Below are 18730 nucleotides of genomic sequence, written 5' to 3'. Positions count from 1 at the left end.
ATGGATGTAGAATCACAAATATTATCATGGTTTCATCACTTTCATGAAAATCCGGAAATAAGTTGGAAGGAATATGAAACGACTAACAAGCTTGCAGAAATCCTAGATGAGCTTAATATTCCCTATCGCCGATTTGATGATGTAACTGGATTACTAGCAGAGATCGGTGAAGGCGAAGAAGTGATAGCAGTTCGAGCAGACATTGATGCACTATGGCAGGAAGTAGATGGGGTATTTCGAGCAAATCATTCATGTGGACATGACGCAAATATCTCCATGGTACTTGGTGCTTTATTGTTACTCAAAGATGAAAAATTATATAAGCGTATCCGATTTATCTTTCAGCCAGCAGAGGAAAAAGGCAATGGCGCAAATGCGATGATTGACAGAGGAGCACTAGAGGATGTTACTCATCTATTTGGCGTGCATTTACGACCAATTGAAGAACTTCCGTTTGGAAAAGTTTCTCCTGCAATTCATCACGGAGCGGCTATGTTTTTAGAAGGACAAATTAAAGGGATAGATGCACATGGTGCTAGGCCGCATCAAGGGAAAAATGCAATTGATGTAACAGTTGCTATCCACCAAGTATTAAAAAATATCTACTTCTCACCATTTGAGTCATACTCTGCCAAGTTGACAAAAATACAAGCTGGTGGCGAAAATGCGAATATTATTCCTGGTAATGCTTCGTTTTCGATAGATGTTCGAGCTGCTAAAAATACTATTTTATTTCAAATGAAAGATCAAATTAATAGAGATCTAGAGGCATTACAAAAACTATTTGATATAGAAATTGAGTGGGAATGGCAAGATATAACACCTGGTGCGGAGGTTTCACCTGAAGCTGCTCAAATAGCAAGAGAAGGGATCATTCATGTACTGGGAGAAGACAAACTGGCAGATGAAGTAATTACCTCCGGAAGCGATGATTTCCATTTTTATACGATTAGATATCCTGAATTAAAAGCTGCCATGATAGGTATTGGATCAGATCTTTCTCCGGGATTACATCATCCAAATATGACGTTTAATCATGACTCGCTATTATTAGGTGCAAATGTTCTGGCGGAAACGCTTTCAAGAATATCTAAAAACTATTGACGTGACAATCATTTGGCATTATTATTAGCCTATTAACGACTATTAACGACTATTAAACGTCAATTAAGAATTGTCAAAATAATATGACAAGGGGGAAATGGGATGGAAGAAAAGAAAAATGCTGTAGCAAAAAAAGAAATGTCTTTACTTTGGGCGATCACTCCTTTATTAGTAATGATTGCAGTAATGATAGTAACAATTGTTGTTTTAGAACAAGGGCCACATATTCCATTAATTATTGGAACAGCAGTAGCAGCGCTTGTTGCATGGAAGCATGGATTTAAATGGGATGATATTGAAGAAATGATGTACAAGGGGATTAAACTTGCTTTACCAGCTGTAGTTATTATTATTTTGGTAGGTTTAATCATAGGAGCTTGGATTGGTGGCGGAGTAATTGCTACGATGATTTATTATGGACTTAAAATAATTACACCAGCCTTTTTCTTAGTGACAATTTGCGTTATTTGTATGATTGTTTCTTTAGCAATTGGTAGTTCTTGGTCAACGATGGGAACTGTCGGTGTTGCTGGGATGGGTATTGGATTAAGCATGGGAATTCCTGCTCCAATTATAGCAGGTGCGGTTATTTCAGGTGCTTATTTTGGAGACAAAATGTCACCGCTATCTGATACAACAAATCTAGCAGCAGGTCTTACTGGCACAGGACTATTTGTGCATATTAAACATATGTTTTATACAACTATACCTGGGATAATCATTGCTCTAACTGTCTACGGTTTTCTCGGTACGAAATACAAAGCAAGTAACCTTGATCAAGGCAGTATTCAAGAAACGATATCTATGTTAGAAAAAAGCTTTGTTATTTCTCCCTGGTTGCTATTGATACCGGTTGCGCTAATTGCGCTTGTAGTGATGAAAGTTCCTGCAATTCCAGCACTAGTCGTAGGGTTTATTTTAGGGACTTTAGCGCAAGTATTTGTACAAGGAGGTTCTCTTGCGGAAGCAATTGGAGCTCTTCAAAGTGGATATGTTATTGAGTCTGGAAATGCTATGGTAGATGATTTATTTAATCGTGGTGGATTAGATTCCATGATGTATACGGTTTCCATGACATTGGTTGCAATGACGTTCGGGGGAATACTCGAATATTCGGGAATGCTCCAATCGATTATGAATCAAATTCTTAAACTAGCAAAATCAGCAGGTACACTAGTAGCAGCAACGATTGTAGCTTGTTTCACGACAAATGCGACTTGCTCAGAGCAATATATTTCAATCGTTGTTCCTGCTCGTATGTTTTCAAAAGCTTACACGAAAATGGGCTTACATTCAAAAAATCTATCCCGGGCATTAGAGGATGGAGGGACACTTACTTCTGTCTTTATTCCTTGGAATACATGTGGAGTGTTTATTCTTGGAACTCTAGGTGTAGGTGCATTTGAGTATGCGCCATATGCAATTTTAAACTATGTTGTGCCACTATTATCTATTGGTTATGCGATGACAGGCTTTACGATTCAAAAGTTAACACAAGCAGATATTGCAGAAATCAACAAAAGAGAAGCCTCATTAGAGTCATAAGAAAAAAGGAAAGTTCAGTAAAAGTGAACTTTCCTTTCTTTAGAATTTGTCTGAACTTCTTATAAGTATGTAGGGAAATTCAACTCGTAAATGGCACGTGGTCGACCCTGTTGGTAGGTCATTTCTTCTCCAGTAATACGTGCATAATTATTATCTACGAGCTTTTTTAAGATTCGTTCGGTTGTGCGTCTACTAACTTGTAAATAGACTTCTAAATCATATGCAGTAAATTCAACGGAAGTGCGTGAACGACTGAACTGCATTATTTTGGAGATATTAGCTGGACTTAATGTTGTTTCTTTAGCTAACTTAGCTATTTTAGGTTCATTCGTTTTCAGATGTACCTTCTTTTGATTGTTTGGGAAAGGTCCTAATAATTCTTTCGTATCCGTTATCACATAAGCGGAGTTTTCTGTTGTATAGGAAAGAGCATCCTTTGCATTTTTCGTAGCTTCTACAACTGTCTTACCGAATCCAAAGGCAATCTTAAGTGGAGAGGAAGAAAGCTCAAACCAAGTGTCTATATAGTTGTTTACAAAAGCTTTTTGAACGTCACCCTGAGTTGAATAAAGCATGTATAAATCCTTTTCACTCTTAGTAAAACTTGCTTGAATAGAACTTGATATTTTCTTTAATGTATCATCTGATATTAATTTATCGTCATTTGTTTGAATAAATCCAACAGCAATTTTAGCTGATTGGCTTTTTGCAAGAAGTGCCATCGATTTTGTTTCTTCGAGTCCCTTTATTATAGAACTTTTAGGGTCAATCATACGAATGACCGATAGATTATTTTCGCGCAAGTGCTGATAAACAGCATGAATACTTGTTATCGCAAGGCTCACTTCACCATTTCTTTGCAAATTGGCATGAAAAGCAACAACTTCTTTCAAATCAAATGTAGGATCAATTTTCATCATAAACGGATATTCATCCATTTGGCCAATATCCTCTAGCACATGTTGTACACTTTGTGGCTCGATCAAGTCGATTGAAAGCTTTGATACTGGAATGGAGCTGGAAAAACCAATAGATAAAAGTGTTGTAGCAATAGCAGTTTCGTCTTGACGAAGATAATGAGAAGGAATAGGCAGTTGTTCTCTCGCATCCTTAGTGTAAACATACGGAAGTGATCCGGAAAAAAATATTGCATCACATGGTTTTATCGTTGGTATTATGGCTATTGCATCAATCGGCGTCTTGTAAATATAATAATCAATATGGATAGAAGGTAGCTCAACTTCCAAATGTTTTAAACGTTCGATAAAATTATAAGAACCTAAGACTGCAATTCGGGTAACCATGCTTCCACCTCATTTTTTTATTTTTTTAACGACCATTTAACGACAACTATAAACAACTATTTAATTTTTGTAAAGAAGAAAGGAAGATTTAGATGAAAATAAAAGAAATTGAAATATATGCCATTAGATTACCATTAATAGAACCATTTATCATTAGTTATCATACGTATAAAGATATGCCATCAATTATTGTAAAGTTAACAACCGATGATGGTTTAATGGGATACGGAGAAGCCGTAGCAGATGAGCATGTAACAGGTGAGACTTGGGAAAGTACATATGCCATATTGAAGAATACATTAGCACCATTGTTAATCGGAGAAAACCCAATGGAATTTGAACGTTTACATGAAAAGATGGACAAAGCAGTCTATCAAACACCAGCAGCAAAGGCAGCAATCGACATCGCTTGCTATGATGTAGTAGGTAAAAAACTAGGGGTGCCGGTATATCAGCTACTTGGCGGACGCTATCACGAGAAGTTTCCTATTACACATGTATTAAGCATCGGAACACCAGAATCGATGGCAGAAGAAGCGGAAAAACGTATGAAGGAAGGCTATTCATCGTTTAAAATGAAAGTAGGCACAGAAGTTCAAGCTGATGTAAAACGTATTCAAGCAGTTCGCGCGAAGGTAGGAGACGAGATCGCAATACGTGTAGATGTGAACCAAGGCTGGAAAAATAGTGCGAACACTATTACTGCTATGCGTCAATTAGAGACTACGGGCTTAGATTGGCTAGAGCAACCGGTAGTTGCAGATGACTTCAATGGCATGGTAGAGATTAAAGAAAAAATAAGCACGCCACTAATGATGGATGAAGGTCTAAGGGGCTTTCGAGATATGCGCGAATTAATCGAGAAAAAAGCTGCACATAAAGTTAATATTAAACTAATGAAATGCGGTGGTATTTATCCAGCAATGAAACTTGCGCATATGGCAGAAATGGCCGGTATCGAATGCCAAATAGGCTCAATGGTTGAATCCTCCATTGGATCATCTGCAGGTTTTCATGTAGCATTCTCTAAAAAAACATTTACGAGTGTAGAGTTAACTGGCCCTTTAAAATTTTCTAAAGATGTAGGGAATCTACAATATGATGTTCCATTTATTAAATTAAATGAACGACCAGGATTAGGTATAGAAGTTGATGAAGCAATTTTACAAGAGCTAACAGAGTATTCCACAAAAGTAGCAAAGTAAGAGGAAGTGTTTTTATGAAAGAATGGAATGGAATAATTGGGGACAAAGAATATGTAGTCCGAGTATTAACAAAAGACAGTATAGAAGATATTTTAAGCATTCAAGAAATTGTTTTAGAAATGCTCGAAAACAATGATTTTTTATCGCCAGTAACAAAGGAAGAATTTGAAGATTCTATCTCGAATCACCTAATGGTAGGGGTTTTTGTAGAAAAGGAATTAATCGCATTCCGTGCATTGGCAATTCCAGAAATAGACGAACATCATTTAGGTTATGATATTGGTCTTACTACAGAGCAACTGGACAGTGTCGTCTATCAAGAAATCACAAATGTCCTTCCTAATTACCGAGGCTTTGGTTTGCAAAAAAGACTTGGAGCAATTGTTATGGAGCTTTTAGATGCCTCTCCATATACACATGTGTGCGCAACGGTAGCGCCATTTAATATTGCTAGCTTAAAGGATAAGCTAAGCCAAGGAATGGTAATTGGTGCATTAAAAAATAAGTATGCTGAAATGCTGCGCTATGTGTTTTATAAAAAGTTGCACGAAGACCGTGAAGTAAGTAATGAAGTTTTAGAAATTAATATGGGTGACATAGAAAAACAACAACAGCTACTTACAGAAGGTTGGATTGGAACAAGTATTTTGTATAAAGATGATGACTGGTATGTAACGTACGAGAAAAAAGGAACGTATTTATAAATTCAAACAACTAAATCTATAGGAAAGCACTTAGTGTAAAAATACACTAAGTGCTTTTTTATCTTGAAAAGTATTGATCTAAAGCTATTATTACCTACCATGCTGAATGTATTGTAATTAGCGAATTCCAGAAGAATGGTAAGCACTCACCTAAGAGTGTAGGAGGGTAGCTCCCGAAATTGCATCTTCGGGAGCTTACAAAATGAATAGGATAGCATCTATTCTTTCATTATCCAAAAAGCTATGAATACGTCTCCAAAAGTTGCAGGAGGGCGACGGACAGACGACTGCCACAAGATTATCGAAAAGAGGGGAGGGTCGTGAAGCTAGACACGACCCTCCCCATCAAAAATTCACACGATAACGATGTAGCCCAAGTCTGTCCGAAGCACTCCAGAAACCATTGAAAACTGTTTTTAAAGGCTCGATTAGCACTTTTCTGACCCTCTATTCAGTCAAATGTATGAAGTCCAATCAAGACCTATGACTGAATCCGAAACTGGCAATTTCCATTATAGTGAAAATATAAGGAGAGCTAAGGAGTGAAATACGATGAAAAATTTATATAACGATTCTCGTTTTCGTTTAATTATATGTGCGAATATTGCTTCATCTATTGGATCTGGGATAACGATGATCGCTATTCCATGGATGCTCGTATCAAGCGAAAATGGAAATGCTGTATTTGGATATGTATCCATAGGGATGACTATTATCAGCTTTATCATTACACCATTTGTTGGTAATTTAGTGGATAAAGTATCTAGAAAAAACTTGCTATTAACAAGTGAATTTGTATGTCTTATTCTCCTATTATTTTTTGCGATGATTGGATTTGTTGGTTTATCGTATGAAATATGGCATTTTACTATCATTTATATCATTGGAAGCTTATACTACACAATTTTCTATCCAACTATGTTCGCATTAAATCAAGAAATCTTTAAAAAGGATCAATACAAATCCTTAAATGGAATAATGGAAGTGCAAGGACAGCTCTCAAGCATGATTGCTGGGGGGATAGCTAGTGTTTTATTGTTGAAGTGGGATTTGCACTATATTTTATTATTGGATGTATTATCTTATGGAGCAGCTATTTATTTTTACATGAAACTTCCTTATGTACGGACTAAGGTGAATAAATCCGGTAAAGTGATAAAGTCTAAAGCGAGTGATGGACTTACATATATGTTGAAGCATCCAATAATGTTTGTATTTCTCGTGTTCTCATTTATGCCGTTTATCGGAGTAATGCTTACAAATTACTTATTTCCAGTTTATCTTGTAGATATACTAAAGGCGGATGCAAGTGTGTATGGATTAGAAGGGATGATTTATGCGATGGGAGCAGTTGCCGCTGGAATGTTTGTACCCACACTTGCAAGGAGAGCAGGGAATGGAAAGACCATTATTTTTGGAGTGATTACTTATACAATAGCTATTTCATTGATTGTATTTGTAAACCTTCCTGTATATCTTTCACTGATGTTTTTCCTGGCGTTAGGAAATAGTGGTGCAAGGGTTGCAAGAAACTCTTTCTTAATGGACAATATTCCGAATGACATAATAGGTAGAGTGGATAGTCTGTTCCGATCCATTGGATTATTACTCCGAATTGTGTTGCTTGCTATATTTACAGGAATGGTTTCTTCCGGTTTAATTGTTCTTTGTATGGTTGTTCTTAGTAGTTTATTATTTATTTCTTCTATCTTCGTTATCTTCTCATGGAAAAAAGGGTTTGATACGAATGGAAGGAGTATTAACCTTATGCTAAAATCGGATATTATTTATCCAGAAAACACCAAGTAAATTTATTTACTTGGTGTTTTTCCTTCTACTCAACAACCAAAGTTTACTGAAACCATTTTGCCTTTCATCCGTATAATAACTAGGCAAAAAAGAGGAAGAAGGATGAGGATTATGACGTTTGTATTTATAATTTCGGCAGTGGTGGCAGTGCTAACTGGGTTAATAATCATGCCATGGACAGCTAAGAGGAAGGATACGATGTCTTCCTTTATTGGTCTGGCGGTTTTAACGTTTATTGTGTTAGCGGTAGTATACTATATAACGAATTTGGATCGAAACTGGACAGCTTTATGGCCTTGGCTTGTACTTGTCACTTTAGCAGGGATGTTACTTTCTAAAGGGAAAGAGCAAAAAGCAAAAGGTTTATTATTCTTAGGAAGTTTAGTAGTTGCTATTTTCATGTTGTCCGCTCCAGTTTGGAATGCAGATGAAAAATTTGAAGTAGCGAAAATGGATGAAAAAGTGGAAATCGAAGCTTTTGATGAGACTAAAACACCTGCAAGTGTTCCACCCAAATTTGCACGTAATAAAATGAAAAAAGCGTTTGGGCAAGTACCAAATACTAGCTACTACGAGTTAGGAAATTTACAAATTCAAAAAGTACAAGAGGAATATGTCTATATAGCTCCCGTAGAATTTTCAGGATTTTTTAAATGGATCAATGGAGATGTTACTCCTGGGTATTTCACGATGAGCGCAACAGATTCATCTGACAATCCGAAGTTTGTAAAAGCAGAAATGAGCTATACACCTTCATCCTACTTGCACAAAAACCTAGAAAGACGTATTCGTATGGAACATCCGACAAAGATTTTTTATGGAGACCCACAATTGGAAATCAATGAGGATGGAAAACCTTATTATATCCGTTCTTATGGGCAGTTCGTCTCTGCACGAAACGGCTTTGAAGTAGAAGGGATTGTTGCAGTAGATCCTGCTACAGGTCAAACGGATTCATATAGTTTAAAGGAAGCCCCAGCATTTATTGATGGCGCAGTATCCCCAGAAACCGTTAGTTTGCAAAATGGTTACTACGGGAAGTATGTTCATGGTTTTATTAACAGTATTTTTGGTAAAAAAGATGTGAAATTGCCTTCGGATGAAGGTACAGAAGCAAATGTAAGTCCAATCTTCGGTGAAGACGGTCAAATGTATTACTTTACAGACTTTACAAGTCCAAAAGAAGGCGTCGATTCGATGCTTGGTTATTCCTTAACAGACGGTCGGACTGGCGAAGCAACTTATTATACTGGAAATCTGGAAGAGTCCTACATGGATTCTCAGGGTGCACTTCAAATAATAGAAAAGAAATTTATTGAGAAGAAATGGACTGGTGAAATGCCTGTATTGTACAATTTTTACGGGGAAGCTAGTTGGTTAACACCGGTATTGGATTCGAATGGATTTTTGCAAAATTACTTTATTGTCTCTGCTGCGAATCCGGAAATCTCGGTGTATGGCAATACACCTAACGAAGTTCTGAAATTGTACAAAACAGCTATTCAACGAGGTGGTAGTTCGGTGGATGGAAGCTCAAATGCAGAGGAAAAATCAGTAACTGGTACAGTCGTTCGAGTATTTAAAGAACGAGTAGGTGATTTCACTCAAGTTTCTTTCCTTCTAAATAATAAGGAAAACTATATTGTATCTTCAGAAGTAGCTCCACTTGCAGTTTATTTGCAGGAAGGAGACTCCGTCCAAGTAAAATATTTAAACACTGGAGAACTGTTTCTACCTGTAAAAGAACTGACTATTCAAGGAATTGAAAGTAACTAAGGTGTTCCGTTTAATACTTAACAATTTTTAAGCACTGCAAAACGCAGTGCTTTTCTTTTTGTTATAAATCGGTCAACTTGAACTCATTCAAGAGAATAAATAAAGCAGAAGGAAACCATCAGTTTGTGTCTAAAATGTGTACGACATTATTGTTATGAGATAAAAATGTCTTGAAAAATAGAGTTTTTTTTTGATATAGTTACAAACAGACCGGTTGGTATGGTGGAGGTGTACTACGGAAATGGATACAAAATCGCTGATAATCAACATCGCGACAACGCTTTTCCAACAAAAAGGATATAAAGGTACTGGATTAAACGAAATATTAAAAGCATGTGATATTTCAAAAGGCTCGCTTTATCATCACTTTCCAAATGGAAAAGAAGAATTACTAATCGCTTGCCTTCAATCTTTGAATGAAGAGATTACGAAGGATATCGTGGACATTTTTGATCGATATCCAACAACACAAGAAGCAACAATAGCAATGATTTCAAAATTAATTGAAAGTTTTGAGACGGATGGAACCCTTACTGGATATACATTTAGCAGTATGGTTAGCGAAATGGCTTCGTTAAGTGATCCAGTTAGAAATGCATGTGCTCAGTTGTATCAAGAAATACAAGATATTTATATGGAGAAATTAGTAGCAGATGGATTTTCTAAAGATAAGGCTCAGTCAATTGCACTTATGATGACGGCTTCAATTGAAGGTGGAATGATGCTTTGCTTAACTCAAAAAGCATCTGAGCCACTAAAAGTTATTTCGCAATTATTACCAAAAATGCTTTAGAGGAGTTTTATTAAGTGAATAAAGAATATAAGACAGGCCCTATAATGGCGGCTCTTTTAGTAGCTGGCTTTGTAGGACTTTTTAGTGAAACGGCTTTAAATATTGCCTTAGGTGATTTAGGACAAATATTTGATGTGAAGCCTACAACAGTTCAATGGTTAGCGACAGGTTATTTCTTAACACTAGGTATTTTAATACCAGTAACAGGGATCTTGATGCAAAAGTTTACGACACGCCAGATGTTTATGACATCTATTCTATTAACCATTATTGGTACAATTCTAGCTGCAATATCACCTTCATTTAGTTTTTTATTAGTAGGGCGTATTATTCAAGCGGCAGGGTTAGCAATTAATTTACCTTTAACACAAAATGTTATTTTTACAATTTTCCCTCCAAATAAACGAGGAGCCGCAATGGGTATTATGGGCTTAGTTATGTTAGCAGGTCCAGCATTAGGTCCAACAATAGCAGGACTTATATTAGATACATTATCTTGGGAATGGATTTTCTGGGTTCAAGTACCATTCTTACTCTTCTCTCTAATATTCGGGATTATTTACTTGCCTAACGTAAATGAGGTACGTAAAGTTTCGATTGATATATTATCGGTCGTTCTTTCAACAATAGGCTTCGGTGGTATCGTATACGGATTTAGTGTATCTGGTGAAGCTGGTTGGACTAGTGCAACGGTTCTTGGTGCAATCATCGTAGGTATTATTGCAATCGCTCTATTCTGTGTCCGTCAGATAAAGATGGAGACTCCCGTAATGAATTTAAGAGCATTTAAGTACCCACTGTTCATTCTTGGTGTCTTTATGAGTTTTATTACATTCTTCAACATGTTGTCAATGCTTGTTATTTTACCAATGTATATGCAAATGGCATTATTAATCGCGGCATTTACAACAGGTCTGATACTACTACCCGGTAGTTTACTTAACTGTATATTAGCGCCTATCATTGGTGGTCTATTTGACAAATATGGTCCGAAAGCAGTTATAACTCCTGGTACTATTTTGGTGGCACTTGGTTATTTAATCTATGCACAATTTGGTACAGATACGGCGTTATGGATGGTTGTTGTAACTCATATAGTCATGATGTTAGGTATCGGTGCGGTGCTTGCAGCTACACAAACTAACACATTAAACTCTCTTCCGAAAAAGTACTATCCAGATGGAATAGCTATTACACAAACAATTCAGCAAGTTGCTGGTGCTATTGGTATTGCAGTAATGGTTTCGCTACTAGCGTCCAAACAAGGTAGTTACTTAGCGACAGTTGGTGATTCTTTGTCTGCAGCCGCAGCAACAGGATCGTCATTTGTATTTAAAGTCGGTTTAGCATTTGCAGTGGTTAATATTATTTTGTCTCTATTCATGAAAAAGCCAAAAGAAGTAAAATGATAATTTAATATGAATGTTAACATTATTTTATAAGGAGATTATGACAAATGGCAGATCATTATAAAAGTATTTTAGTAGCTGTAGATGGTTCAAAAGAAGCGGAATATGCATTTCAAAAATCAATAGATGTTGCACATCGTAACAAGGGATCTATATTAAACATAGTAAATATAATTGATACTCGTTCATTCGAAGCATACGAACGATCTATTTTCGATACTGCACAAAAACAGTCAGAGGAACTTTTAAATGGCTACAAGGCAAGAGCAGAGGCTGAAGGTGTTGAAAATGTAAAGATAGTAATCGAATATGGTTCTCCCAAAAGTATAATTACTAATGAGCTTACAAACTTAGTTGAAGCCGATTTAATAATTTGTGGTGCAACTGGGCTAAATGCAGTTGAGCGTTTTTTAATTGGTTCAGTGTCTGAAGCAATCGTACGTTCAGCTAAATGTGATGTTTTAGTAATTCGTACACCCTGAGTGAGTGATTGTTTGTCCTTAATTGGATATTCTCCTTTTACAAAAACTATAATTTTTAATAATAAAACAACATTTAGCTAACTTTCGTAGAAGTATACTTTTACGAAAGTTTTTTATATAAATATGGTCATTGCTGAGAAATGTTGAGTGCAATAAGAAGGAATTAGAAGAGCAACCTTGATTATGCATTTATGTTGTTCAAAATTGAAGGGTTTTTAAAATCTATTAGGTTACGAATTATGTACTAAATTGTTTGTTCTCGTTGTTGCAGAAAAAGAGGATGAACTTCCTCTTAAAAGACAAAAAAGACCATTGGTATGCTAACACCGAACAGTCTTTAAATAAATACTATCGCTCCAGAGGCTATAAACAGTTCGTACCCTGATGGATTGAGAAGCTATATAAAATGAAAAAAGTGATAAAACAGTCCTGTAAGTTTTATCAGTTACACTAATTTTGTGTATATAGATTCTGAAAACAAATCCAAAATATTTTTAAGTGTATTATTGTAGAAGTCTTTACGATAAACCAAATAAATTGGTGAAGTAATATCTAATAAATCTTCGATTTGTAGTTGAATAATATTGTTATTATATAAGTCTTCAATAATACTTTCTCTATAAAAGTAGCTAATTCCGTGACCCTCAAGTACAAGCTTTTTTTGAATTTGTATATCGTTTGTTTGAAATTTAATATTTGCATTATTAGTCTTTAAAAAATTGACTAAAAAGTCGCTCTTTAATGTTTCTTTATTAGGGACAATAAAATTTTCATCTATAATTTCCTCAAAAGAAATTTTGTTATCTCCTTTTAACCCCAATTTTTTTCCCGCAACTAAATAGACAGGTTCCTGAGCTATTAAATGAAATTCTAGATATTCGCTTTCTAATAATTCTCTAGTAAAACCAATTTGAATTTTGTTTTCTAAAATGTTAGAAACTACATCAACATCTCTGAGAGTTTTGAAAAGATAACGGTTTTCATAGTTTACGGAGCTAATCGAATTTATAACTTTATTCATCATAAAATGTGATAGTGAAATCCCATAACCTAAATTAATAATTAATTCATTTTTTAATCCTTCTATTTTTTTTAAACACTCTTCGAATGATTCCAGTATTCCCTTGGCGTAATACAGAAAAAGTTCACCTTCCTTGGTTAAATGTACTTCTTTTTTTCCTCTAACTAACAATGAAATTCCTAATTCTGATTCCATTTTATTAATTCGATGAGTGATAGTAGGTTGGCTTAAAAACAGTTTAGTTGAAGCTTTGTTATAACTACCACTTTCAATTACAGAAACAAAAGTACTGATTTGATCTAAGTGCATTTTAAAAGACCTCCCTAGGAAAATGATTAAATTTTTTTTAAATAACCTCAAAATTTTCTATTATTCAAAATTTTAAAAAAACTATATAGTCATTATAATACAAAACAATTTATACAAGGTGTCTTATTTATTTTTAAATTGTATACAATAATACAACATGATATTTCCAAATACAATAAAAAATGAAAGTATTTGAAAATAAAGGATTTTAATTAATAATAATTGTATACAAGTATATTGTTTTTAAGAAGGGTGGATGAAAAGATGCAAATAAGAAAGCTGGTGAAGGACAACGCCTATATAGGTATTAAAGAAAGAATTATTAACGGTGAATTAGCCCCAGATCAGATTCTTACGGAGGATTATTTAACAAACTTATTACAAATTAGTAGGACACCTCTTAGAGAAGCAATTCAGCGATTAGAATTTGAAGAATTTATTTTGAGACAACCAAATGGAAGGTTTAAAGTTTCTTCTATTTCTAAAGAAAATGCAATTGAAATTTATCAAATGCGCAGTGTAATGGAAGGGTTTATAGTCCGAAATGCTACAGTAAAAGCTACCTCTGAGGACATTAAGAACCTAGAAAAGATTATAGAAAAAACAAGGCTATCTATTTTAAATAGTGATCCTCAAAGTACGGTTCTTTATGGTAATGAGTTTCACGGTCTTCTGTATAAAATTAGTGACATGCATATACCAATAAAATTTTTAAGTATGTTAAACGATCATTCGTTAAGATACAGATTACTAATTTCAAAATCAGGCGTTTGGTATCCAAGTACAGTAGAAGAACATCAAACTGTAGTTGAATACATGAAACAAAGAAATGTTGAAGCTGCTGAGATGACTATAAAACTTCATATTGAAAAGAGTTTAAGCTCTCTTTTAAAGAAATTTAACCAAATAAAAAGGACTGATTAAATGAATAAAGCTAATTGGAAAATAGATACGAAAATTATTCACGAATGTTTAACGCCAGATGAAAAACACGTGCTATTGTACCAAGTATTACTCCAGCTGTTGCGTATTCATTTTCCACTGCTGAAGAAGCCGCTAGTGTAGTAGCTGGAATGGAAGAAGGCATTTATTATGGACGCTATGGTAACCCAACAGTTCGCAAACTAGAAGAAAAAATTGCTTCTTTAGAATATGGTGAAGCTGCCCTTGCATTATCAAGTGGGATGGCTGCAATCTCTACTGCACTTCTCTCTTGTCTAAAAACTGGAGATCATGTATTAGTAACAAAAGATGTATATGGCGGAACATACAGTTTTTTCACTACATTAGCAGAAAGAATAGGTATCCAATTTGATTTTGTTGATTGTACAAATCCCAAGAATATTTTAGAAGCAATGTTGTCGAATACAAAAGCGATATACATCGAGACACCATCAAATCCAAATTTAACAATTTTAGATATTGAGCAAATTGCTAGTGTCTCAAAAAAAATGGGTGTGCCTTTAATTGTTGATAATACATTTATGAGTCCGATTTTACAGAACCCCTTATTGCTAGGTGCTGACATTGTTGTTCATAGTGGGACTAAATATATTAATGGTCATGGGGATGTACTATGCGGTTTTATAGTTTCTGATGCAAATAGAATTGACATGATGCGTAAAAAAATCATGGGGGATTTAGGACAAAATTTAAACGCCTATGAAGCATTTTTAGTAATTCGAGGTTTAAAAACAATTTCCCTTCGTATTGAGAAACATTGTTCAAACGCAAGGAAAGTTGCGGAGTTCTTAGCCTCACATCCCATGATTGAAAAAGTTTATTACCCAGGTCTGAAATGTCATCCAGGACATGAAATAGCAATAAAACAAATGAGGGACATGGGTGGAATTGTAAGCTTTGAAGTTAAGGGTGGGCTAGAACAAGGAAAACTGTTTATTAACTCTCTTGAACTAGCTATGATTTCATTTAGTCTTGGAGATCCAGAAACTTTGATACAACATCCAGCTTCTATGACACATGCTCAAATTCCAAAAGAAGAAAGAGCAAAGTATGGAATTACAGATGGTTTGATGAGATTATCTGTAGGTTTAGAGGATTCACAAGATATTATAAATGATTTGGAACAAGCATTAAAAAAGGTAGATATAAGGATGAGCGTCTAATTACTGGAGGGAGTGGTTTGTAAATGTTATCAATCAAAGACCTACGTTTGTCATTTAAAGACAATGAAATTTTAAAAGGAATTGACTTGGAAGTAAATAAAGGAGATGTAGTGACCTTAATTGGTCCAAGCGGAACAGGTAAAACTACTTTACTTCGTTGTATAAATTATTTAGAAAAGCCGGCAAAAGGAAACATTATTTTAGGTGATCTAAATATTGATTATGAAAAAATTACAAAGAAAGAAATATTAGCCCTAAGACGAAAAACCGCTATGGTTTTTCAACAATATAATTTATTTAAAAATAAAACAGTTATTGAAAATGTCATGGAACCACAAATGATTGTGCAACAAAAAAGTAGAAAGGAGGCCTACGAAAATAGTGTAGAACAACTAGAAAAAGTAGGATTAATAGATAAATTGGAATCATATCCCTCTCAACTTTCAGGAGGTCAGCAACAACGTGTTAGTATAGCTAGGGCGTTAGCGTTGAAACCTGAGGTAGTTTTATTTGACGAACCAACATCAGCACTTGATCCAGAATTAGTTGGAGAGGTTTTAAAGGTAATTGAAAATGTAGTATCTACTGGTATGACAATTGTTCTTGTAACACATGAAATGTCATTTGCACAAAAGATTTCTACAAAAATTGTCTTTATGGATAAAGGAAACATTGTGGAAGAGGGTTCATCTAAATCCATCTTTGAGGACTCTACAAATGCACGAACAAGAGAATTTTTAACTCATTTTAACACAAATAAATTAAATATTATGAAGGAGGAAGTTTATGGTTAAAAAGTACAGGAAAATCCCAATAATTTCTGGTTTGTTTGCTCTAATGCTGCTGGGTGCATGTGGTGGAGAAGAAACTGATAAAAATGCAATGGCAGATGGTGTACGTTCGATTGAAGTGGCGGTTCCACCTGATTCAAAACCATTGAGTTATACAGATGAAAATGGTGAACTCACAGGCTATGAAATTGAAATTTTAAAGGCAGTAGATGAAAAATTAAAGGATTTTTCGTTTGACTTGGTAGGTGTTCATGACAGTGCTGCGGAAATAGGGTTAGATACTGGAAAATATCAAATGATAGCACAGGGCTTATTTAGATCACCAACTCGTGAAGAAAAGTATTTAATACCAGACCAACATAACGGTGCAAGTTTAATGCGCGTATATAGTAATGAGAAGTTTACAGATATTGATTCTTTAGGTGACTTAGTTGGTAAAACAATTTCCCCTCCTACACCAAGTGGTGGAGTTTATAACTTATTAATGGCACATAACAAAGAAAATCCAGATAAAGAATTAAAATTTGATACTTCTGATGCTGGATTAACAGTAGCAGAAAGATTAAAAGATGTAGAAAGTGGTAAATACGATGTTTTAGTTTTACCTTCGAATTTAGGTGCAGCAGACATAATTGAAATGCAAAGTTTAAAGATTAATATATCAGATCCAGTAAAAGTCTTTCCTACATTTTTTATGATTCATAATTCCGAAGAAAATCAAGATTTTGCATCACAGGTAAGCACAGCTTTATCAGAATTAAAAGAAGAAGGCATGCTATCAGAACTATCCATTAAATATTACGGTGAAGATGTATTCCTGTTTGAGTAAAGTTTAGTAATTTCACGTTGACTAGGAGGGGAATGCATGGATTTAGCTTATATGATAGAAGTCTTTCCGGAATTAATTATGACCTTACCTATTACATTATTAATTATTATTGTATCTGCTATTTTTGGTTTGCTGCTTAGCATAGGTGTTACGTACCTAAGATTAAAAAAGTTGAAAATCATTGGTCCAATACTAGAAATCTATGTTTCATTCATGCGCAGCACACCAATTCTGATACAGTTATTTCTAGTTTTTTATGGTTTACCTGTATTAATGAATAGTCTTGGATATAATGCTGGCGACTTTGGTGCTATTACTTCCTCTATTATTGCACTGATTATTTTTAATGGTGCATATTTGTCAGAGATTTTAAGACCCGCTTATCTATCCGTTGAGAGGGGGCAGCATGAAGCGGCAGATAGCCTAGGATATAAACCTTTTGAAAAGTTTCGTAAAATAGTCCTTCCCCAGTTAGCCCCAATTGCATTACCGGGATTGGGAAATGCCATTATCTATTTGGTTCATGATACATCTCTAGTTTTTACAATTGGAGTTGTTGACATAATGGGGCAAGCAAAACTATTGATAGCTAACACCTATGGTGAAAATAAAATTGAAATGTATCTGGCGATCGCTATTATGTATTGGCTAGTTTGCTTAGCTTCGGATCGAATTATTAAATTACTAGAGAATTTCACATATTTAAAGAGGATTAAGAGAAAGTCTAAGGTAAAAAAATCTGAAGTATATAAAGACCCAGTATCGGCGCAATAGACTGAATATTCTTACTATAAATTTATTTTGAAAGGAGGAAGCCATTTGTTTGATATAGGTGTTTTCCTTGATGGAATATTTGAAATTTCAAAAGTTGTACCTAAAACACTATTGTTAGCTATTACTATTTTGTTACTAGCACTAATAATGGGTGCATTTATACACTTGATTGTACATTATAAAGTACCATTTCTATCTCAAGTAATTGTTGTGCTTCAATCATTTCTGAGAGGGACACCAAATGTTGTGTTGTTATTTTTCATGTTCGCAGCATTACCAGAATTTCTTACCTTTATAACGGGAAATTTAGGAATTCCATTTGATGCAAATAAAATTGAACCTGTTTTTATTGTAATACTGACCTTTTCAATTAGTCTGTCTGTTTTCCAATCCGAAATCATTAGAGGAGCAATATTATCTGTTGATCCAGGGCAAAACGAGGCTGCGCATGCTTTAGGATATAGTTTCTGGCAGACATTACGAAAAGTAACATTGCCCCAGGCTTTGATTGCAGCATTCCCAGATATTATGAACTCACTTTTAGTTATTATTAAGGGTCTATCGTTGGCTTACTTGTTTACAGTTATTGATATTTTGGGCCAAGCGAAACTTCTTGGAGGATTTACACAACGATACCTTGAGGCTTTTACAGCTGCAGCTTTAATCTACTGGGGATTATGTATCTTGTTAACAAAACTTGCAAACAAGGTTGAATTTAAAATGAGGGAAGGATTTAATTAATGGGAGTG

General features: G+C 34.9%; 16 protein-coding genes and 1 pseudogene. 15 read left to right on the top strand and 2 right to left on the bottom strand.

Features of this window, described 5'->3' with window-relative positions; translation table 11 throughout:
• Positions 1-1104 (top strand): M20 peptidase aminoacylase family protein, encoded by a 1104-nt coding sequence (locus PGC35_RS05675; RefSeq protein ID WP_375218467.1) that lies wholly within the window; start codon positions 1-3, stop codon positions 1102-1104.
• Between the two features lie 102 nt (positions 1105-1206).
• On the top strand, positions 1207-2649 hold the full coding sequence (nhaC, locus tag PGC35_RS05670) for a Na+/H+ antiporter NhaC (protein ID WP_375218466.1): 1443 nt from the start codon (positions 1207-1209) through the stop codon (positions 2647-2649).
• A gap of 59 nt (positions 2650-2708) precedes the next feature.
• On the opposite strand, the gene PGC35_RS05665 is transcribed toward nhaC, so the two are convergent.
• Positions 2709-3953 (bottom strand): transcriptional regulator, encoded by a 1245-nt coding sequence (locus tag PGC35_RS05665; protein WP_375218465.1) that lies wholly within the window; start codon positions 3951-3953, stop codon positions 2709-2711.
• Between the two features lie 92 nt (positions 3954-4045).
• Here PGC35_RS05665 and PGC35_RS05660 point away from each other — a divergent pair, with 92 nt between their 5' ends.
• The 7 genes from PGC35_RS05660 to PGC35_RS05630 all read left to right on the top strand — a co-directional run bounded on the left by PGC35_RS05660 (position 4046) and on the right by PGC35_RS05630 (position 12131).
• Positions 4046-5158, top strand: coding sequence for a mandelate racemase/muconate lactonizing enzyme family protein (locus PGC35_RS05660; protein WP_375218464.1), 1113 nt, complete (start codon positions 4046-4048; stop codon positions 5156-5158).
• 14 nt (positions 5159-5172) lie between these two features.
• A complete protein-coding gene (locus PGC35_RS05655; protein WP_375218463.1) occupies positions 5173-5862 on the top strand; it encodes a GNAT family N-acetyltransferase in 690 nt (229 codons plus the stop codon).
• A gap of 552 nt (positions 5863-6414) precedes the next feature.
• Positions 6415-7671 carry an MFS transporter gene (locus tag PGC35_RS05650; RefSeq protein WP_375218462.1) on the top strand — a complete coding sequence of 419 codons (1257 nt, stop codon included), beginning with the start codon at positions 6415-6417 and terminating at the stop codon, positions 7669-7671.
• A gap of 111 nt (positions 7672-7782) precedes the next feature.
• Positions 7783-9447, top strand: coding sequence for a hypothetical protein (locus tag PGC35_RS05645; RefSeq protein ID WP_375218461.1), 1665 nt, complete (start codon positions 7783-7785; stop codon positions 9445-9447).
• A 241-nt stretch (positions 9448-9688) separates the two neighbouring features.
• Positions 9689-10240 (top strand): TetR/AcrR family transcriptional regulator, encoded by a 552-nt coding sequence (locus PGC35_RS05640; RefSeq protein ID WP_375218460.1) that lies wholly within the window; start codon positions 9689-9691, stop codon positions 10238-10240.
• 44 nt (positions 10241-10284) lie between these two features.
• Positions 10285-11649 (top strand): DHA2 family efflux MFS transporter permease subunit, encoded by a 1365-nt coding sequence (locus PGC35_RS05635; protein ID WP_375218495.1) that lies wholly within the window; start codon positions 10285-10287, stop codon positions 11647-11649.
• Between the two features lie 47 nt (positions 11650-11696).
• Entirely contained in the window at positions 11697-12131 is a 435-nt protein-coding gene (locus tag PGC35_RS05630; RefSeq protein ID WP_375218459.1) for a universal stress protein, read from the top strand.
• Between the two features lie 445 nt (positions 12132-12576).
• Here PGC35_RS05630 and PGC35_RS05625 read toward each other — a convergent pair whose 3' ends face one another.
• Positions 12577-13461: a LysR family transcriptional regulator gene (locus PGC35_RS05625; protein ID WP_056828977.1), complete on the bottom strand. Its 885-nt coding sequence runs from the start codon at positions 13459-13461 to the stop codon at positions 12577-12579.
• 264 nt (positions 13462-13725) lie between these two features.
• Here PGC35_RS05625 and PGC35_RS05620 point away from each other — a divergent pair, with 264 nt between their 5' ends.
• The 6 genes and pseudogenes from PGC35_RS05620 to PGC35_RS05595 all read left to right on the top strand — a co-directional run bounded on the left by PGC35_RS05620 (position 13726) and on the right by PGC35_RS05595 (position 18722).
• Positions 13726-14385 carry a GntR family transcriptional regulator gene (locus PGC35_RS05620; protein WP_053591015.1) on the top strand — a complete coding sequence of 220 codons (660 nt, stop codon included), beginning with the start codon at positions 13726-13728 and terminating at the stop codon, positions 14383-14385.
• Positions 14386-15587, top strand: a pseudogene (locus tag PGC35_RS05615) (trans-sulfuration enzyme family protein).
• Positions 15588-15610: 23 nt separating this feature from the next.
• Positions 15611-16381, top strand: a complete 771-nt coding sequence (locus PGC35_RS05610) for an amino acid ABC transporter ATP-binding protein (RefSeq protein ID WP_053591013.1) — start codon at positions 15611-15613, stop codon at positions 16379-16381.
• On the top strand, positions 16374-17207 hold the full coding sequence (locus PGC35_RS05605; RefSeq protein WP_231687476.1) for a transporter substrate-binding domain-containing protein: 834 nt from the start codon (positions 16374-16376) through the stop codon (positions 17205-17207). The genes PGC35_RS05610 and PGC35_RS05605 overlap by 8 nt, the downstream gene beginning before the upstream one ends.
• Positions 17208-17243: 36 nt before the next feature.
• The gene (locus PGC35_RS05600) at positions 17244-17981 is read left to right on the top strand and encodes an amino acid ABC transporter permease (RefSeq protein ID WP_375218458.1); all 738 of its coding nucleotides are present in this window, start codon (positions 17244-17246) and stop codon (positions 17979-17981) included.
• Between the two features lie 45 nt (positions 17982-18026).
• Positions 18027-18722 (top strand): amino acid ABC transporter permease, encoded by a 696-nt coding sequence (locus PGC35_RS05595; RefSeq protein ID WP_056828968.1) that lies wholly within the window; start codon positions 18027-18029, stop codon positions 18720-18722.
• The last annotated feature ends 8 nt before the right edge of the window (positions 18723-18730 follow it).

This window comes from Psychrobacillus sp. PGGUH221 (assembly GCF_042055255.1).
Taxonomy (GTDB): domain Bacteria; phylum Bacillota; class Bacilli; order Bacillales_A; family Planococcaceae; genus Psychrobacillus.
Note: the sequence above shows the minus strand (reverse complement) of the source record. Positions and strands in the feature narration are given on the sequence as shown.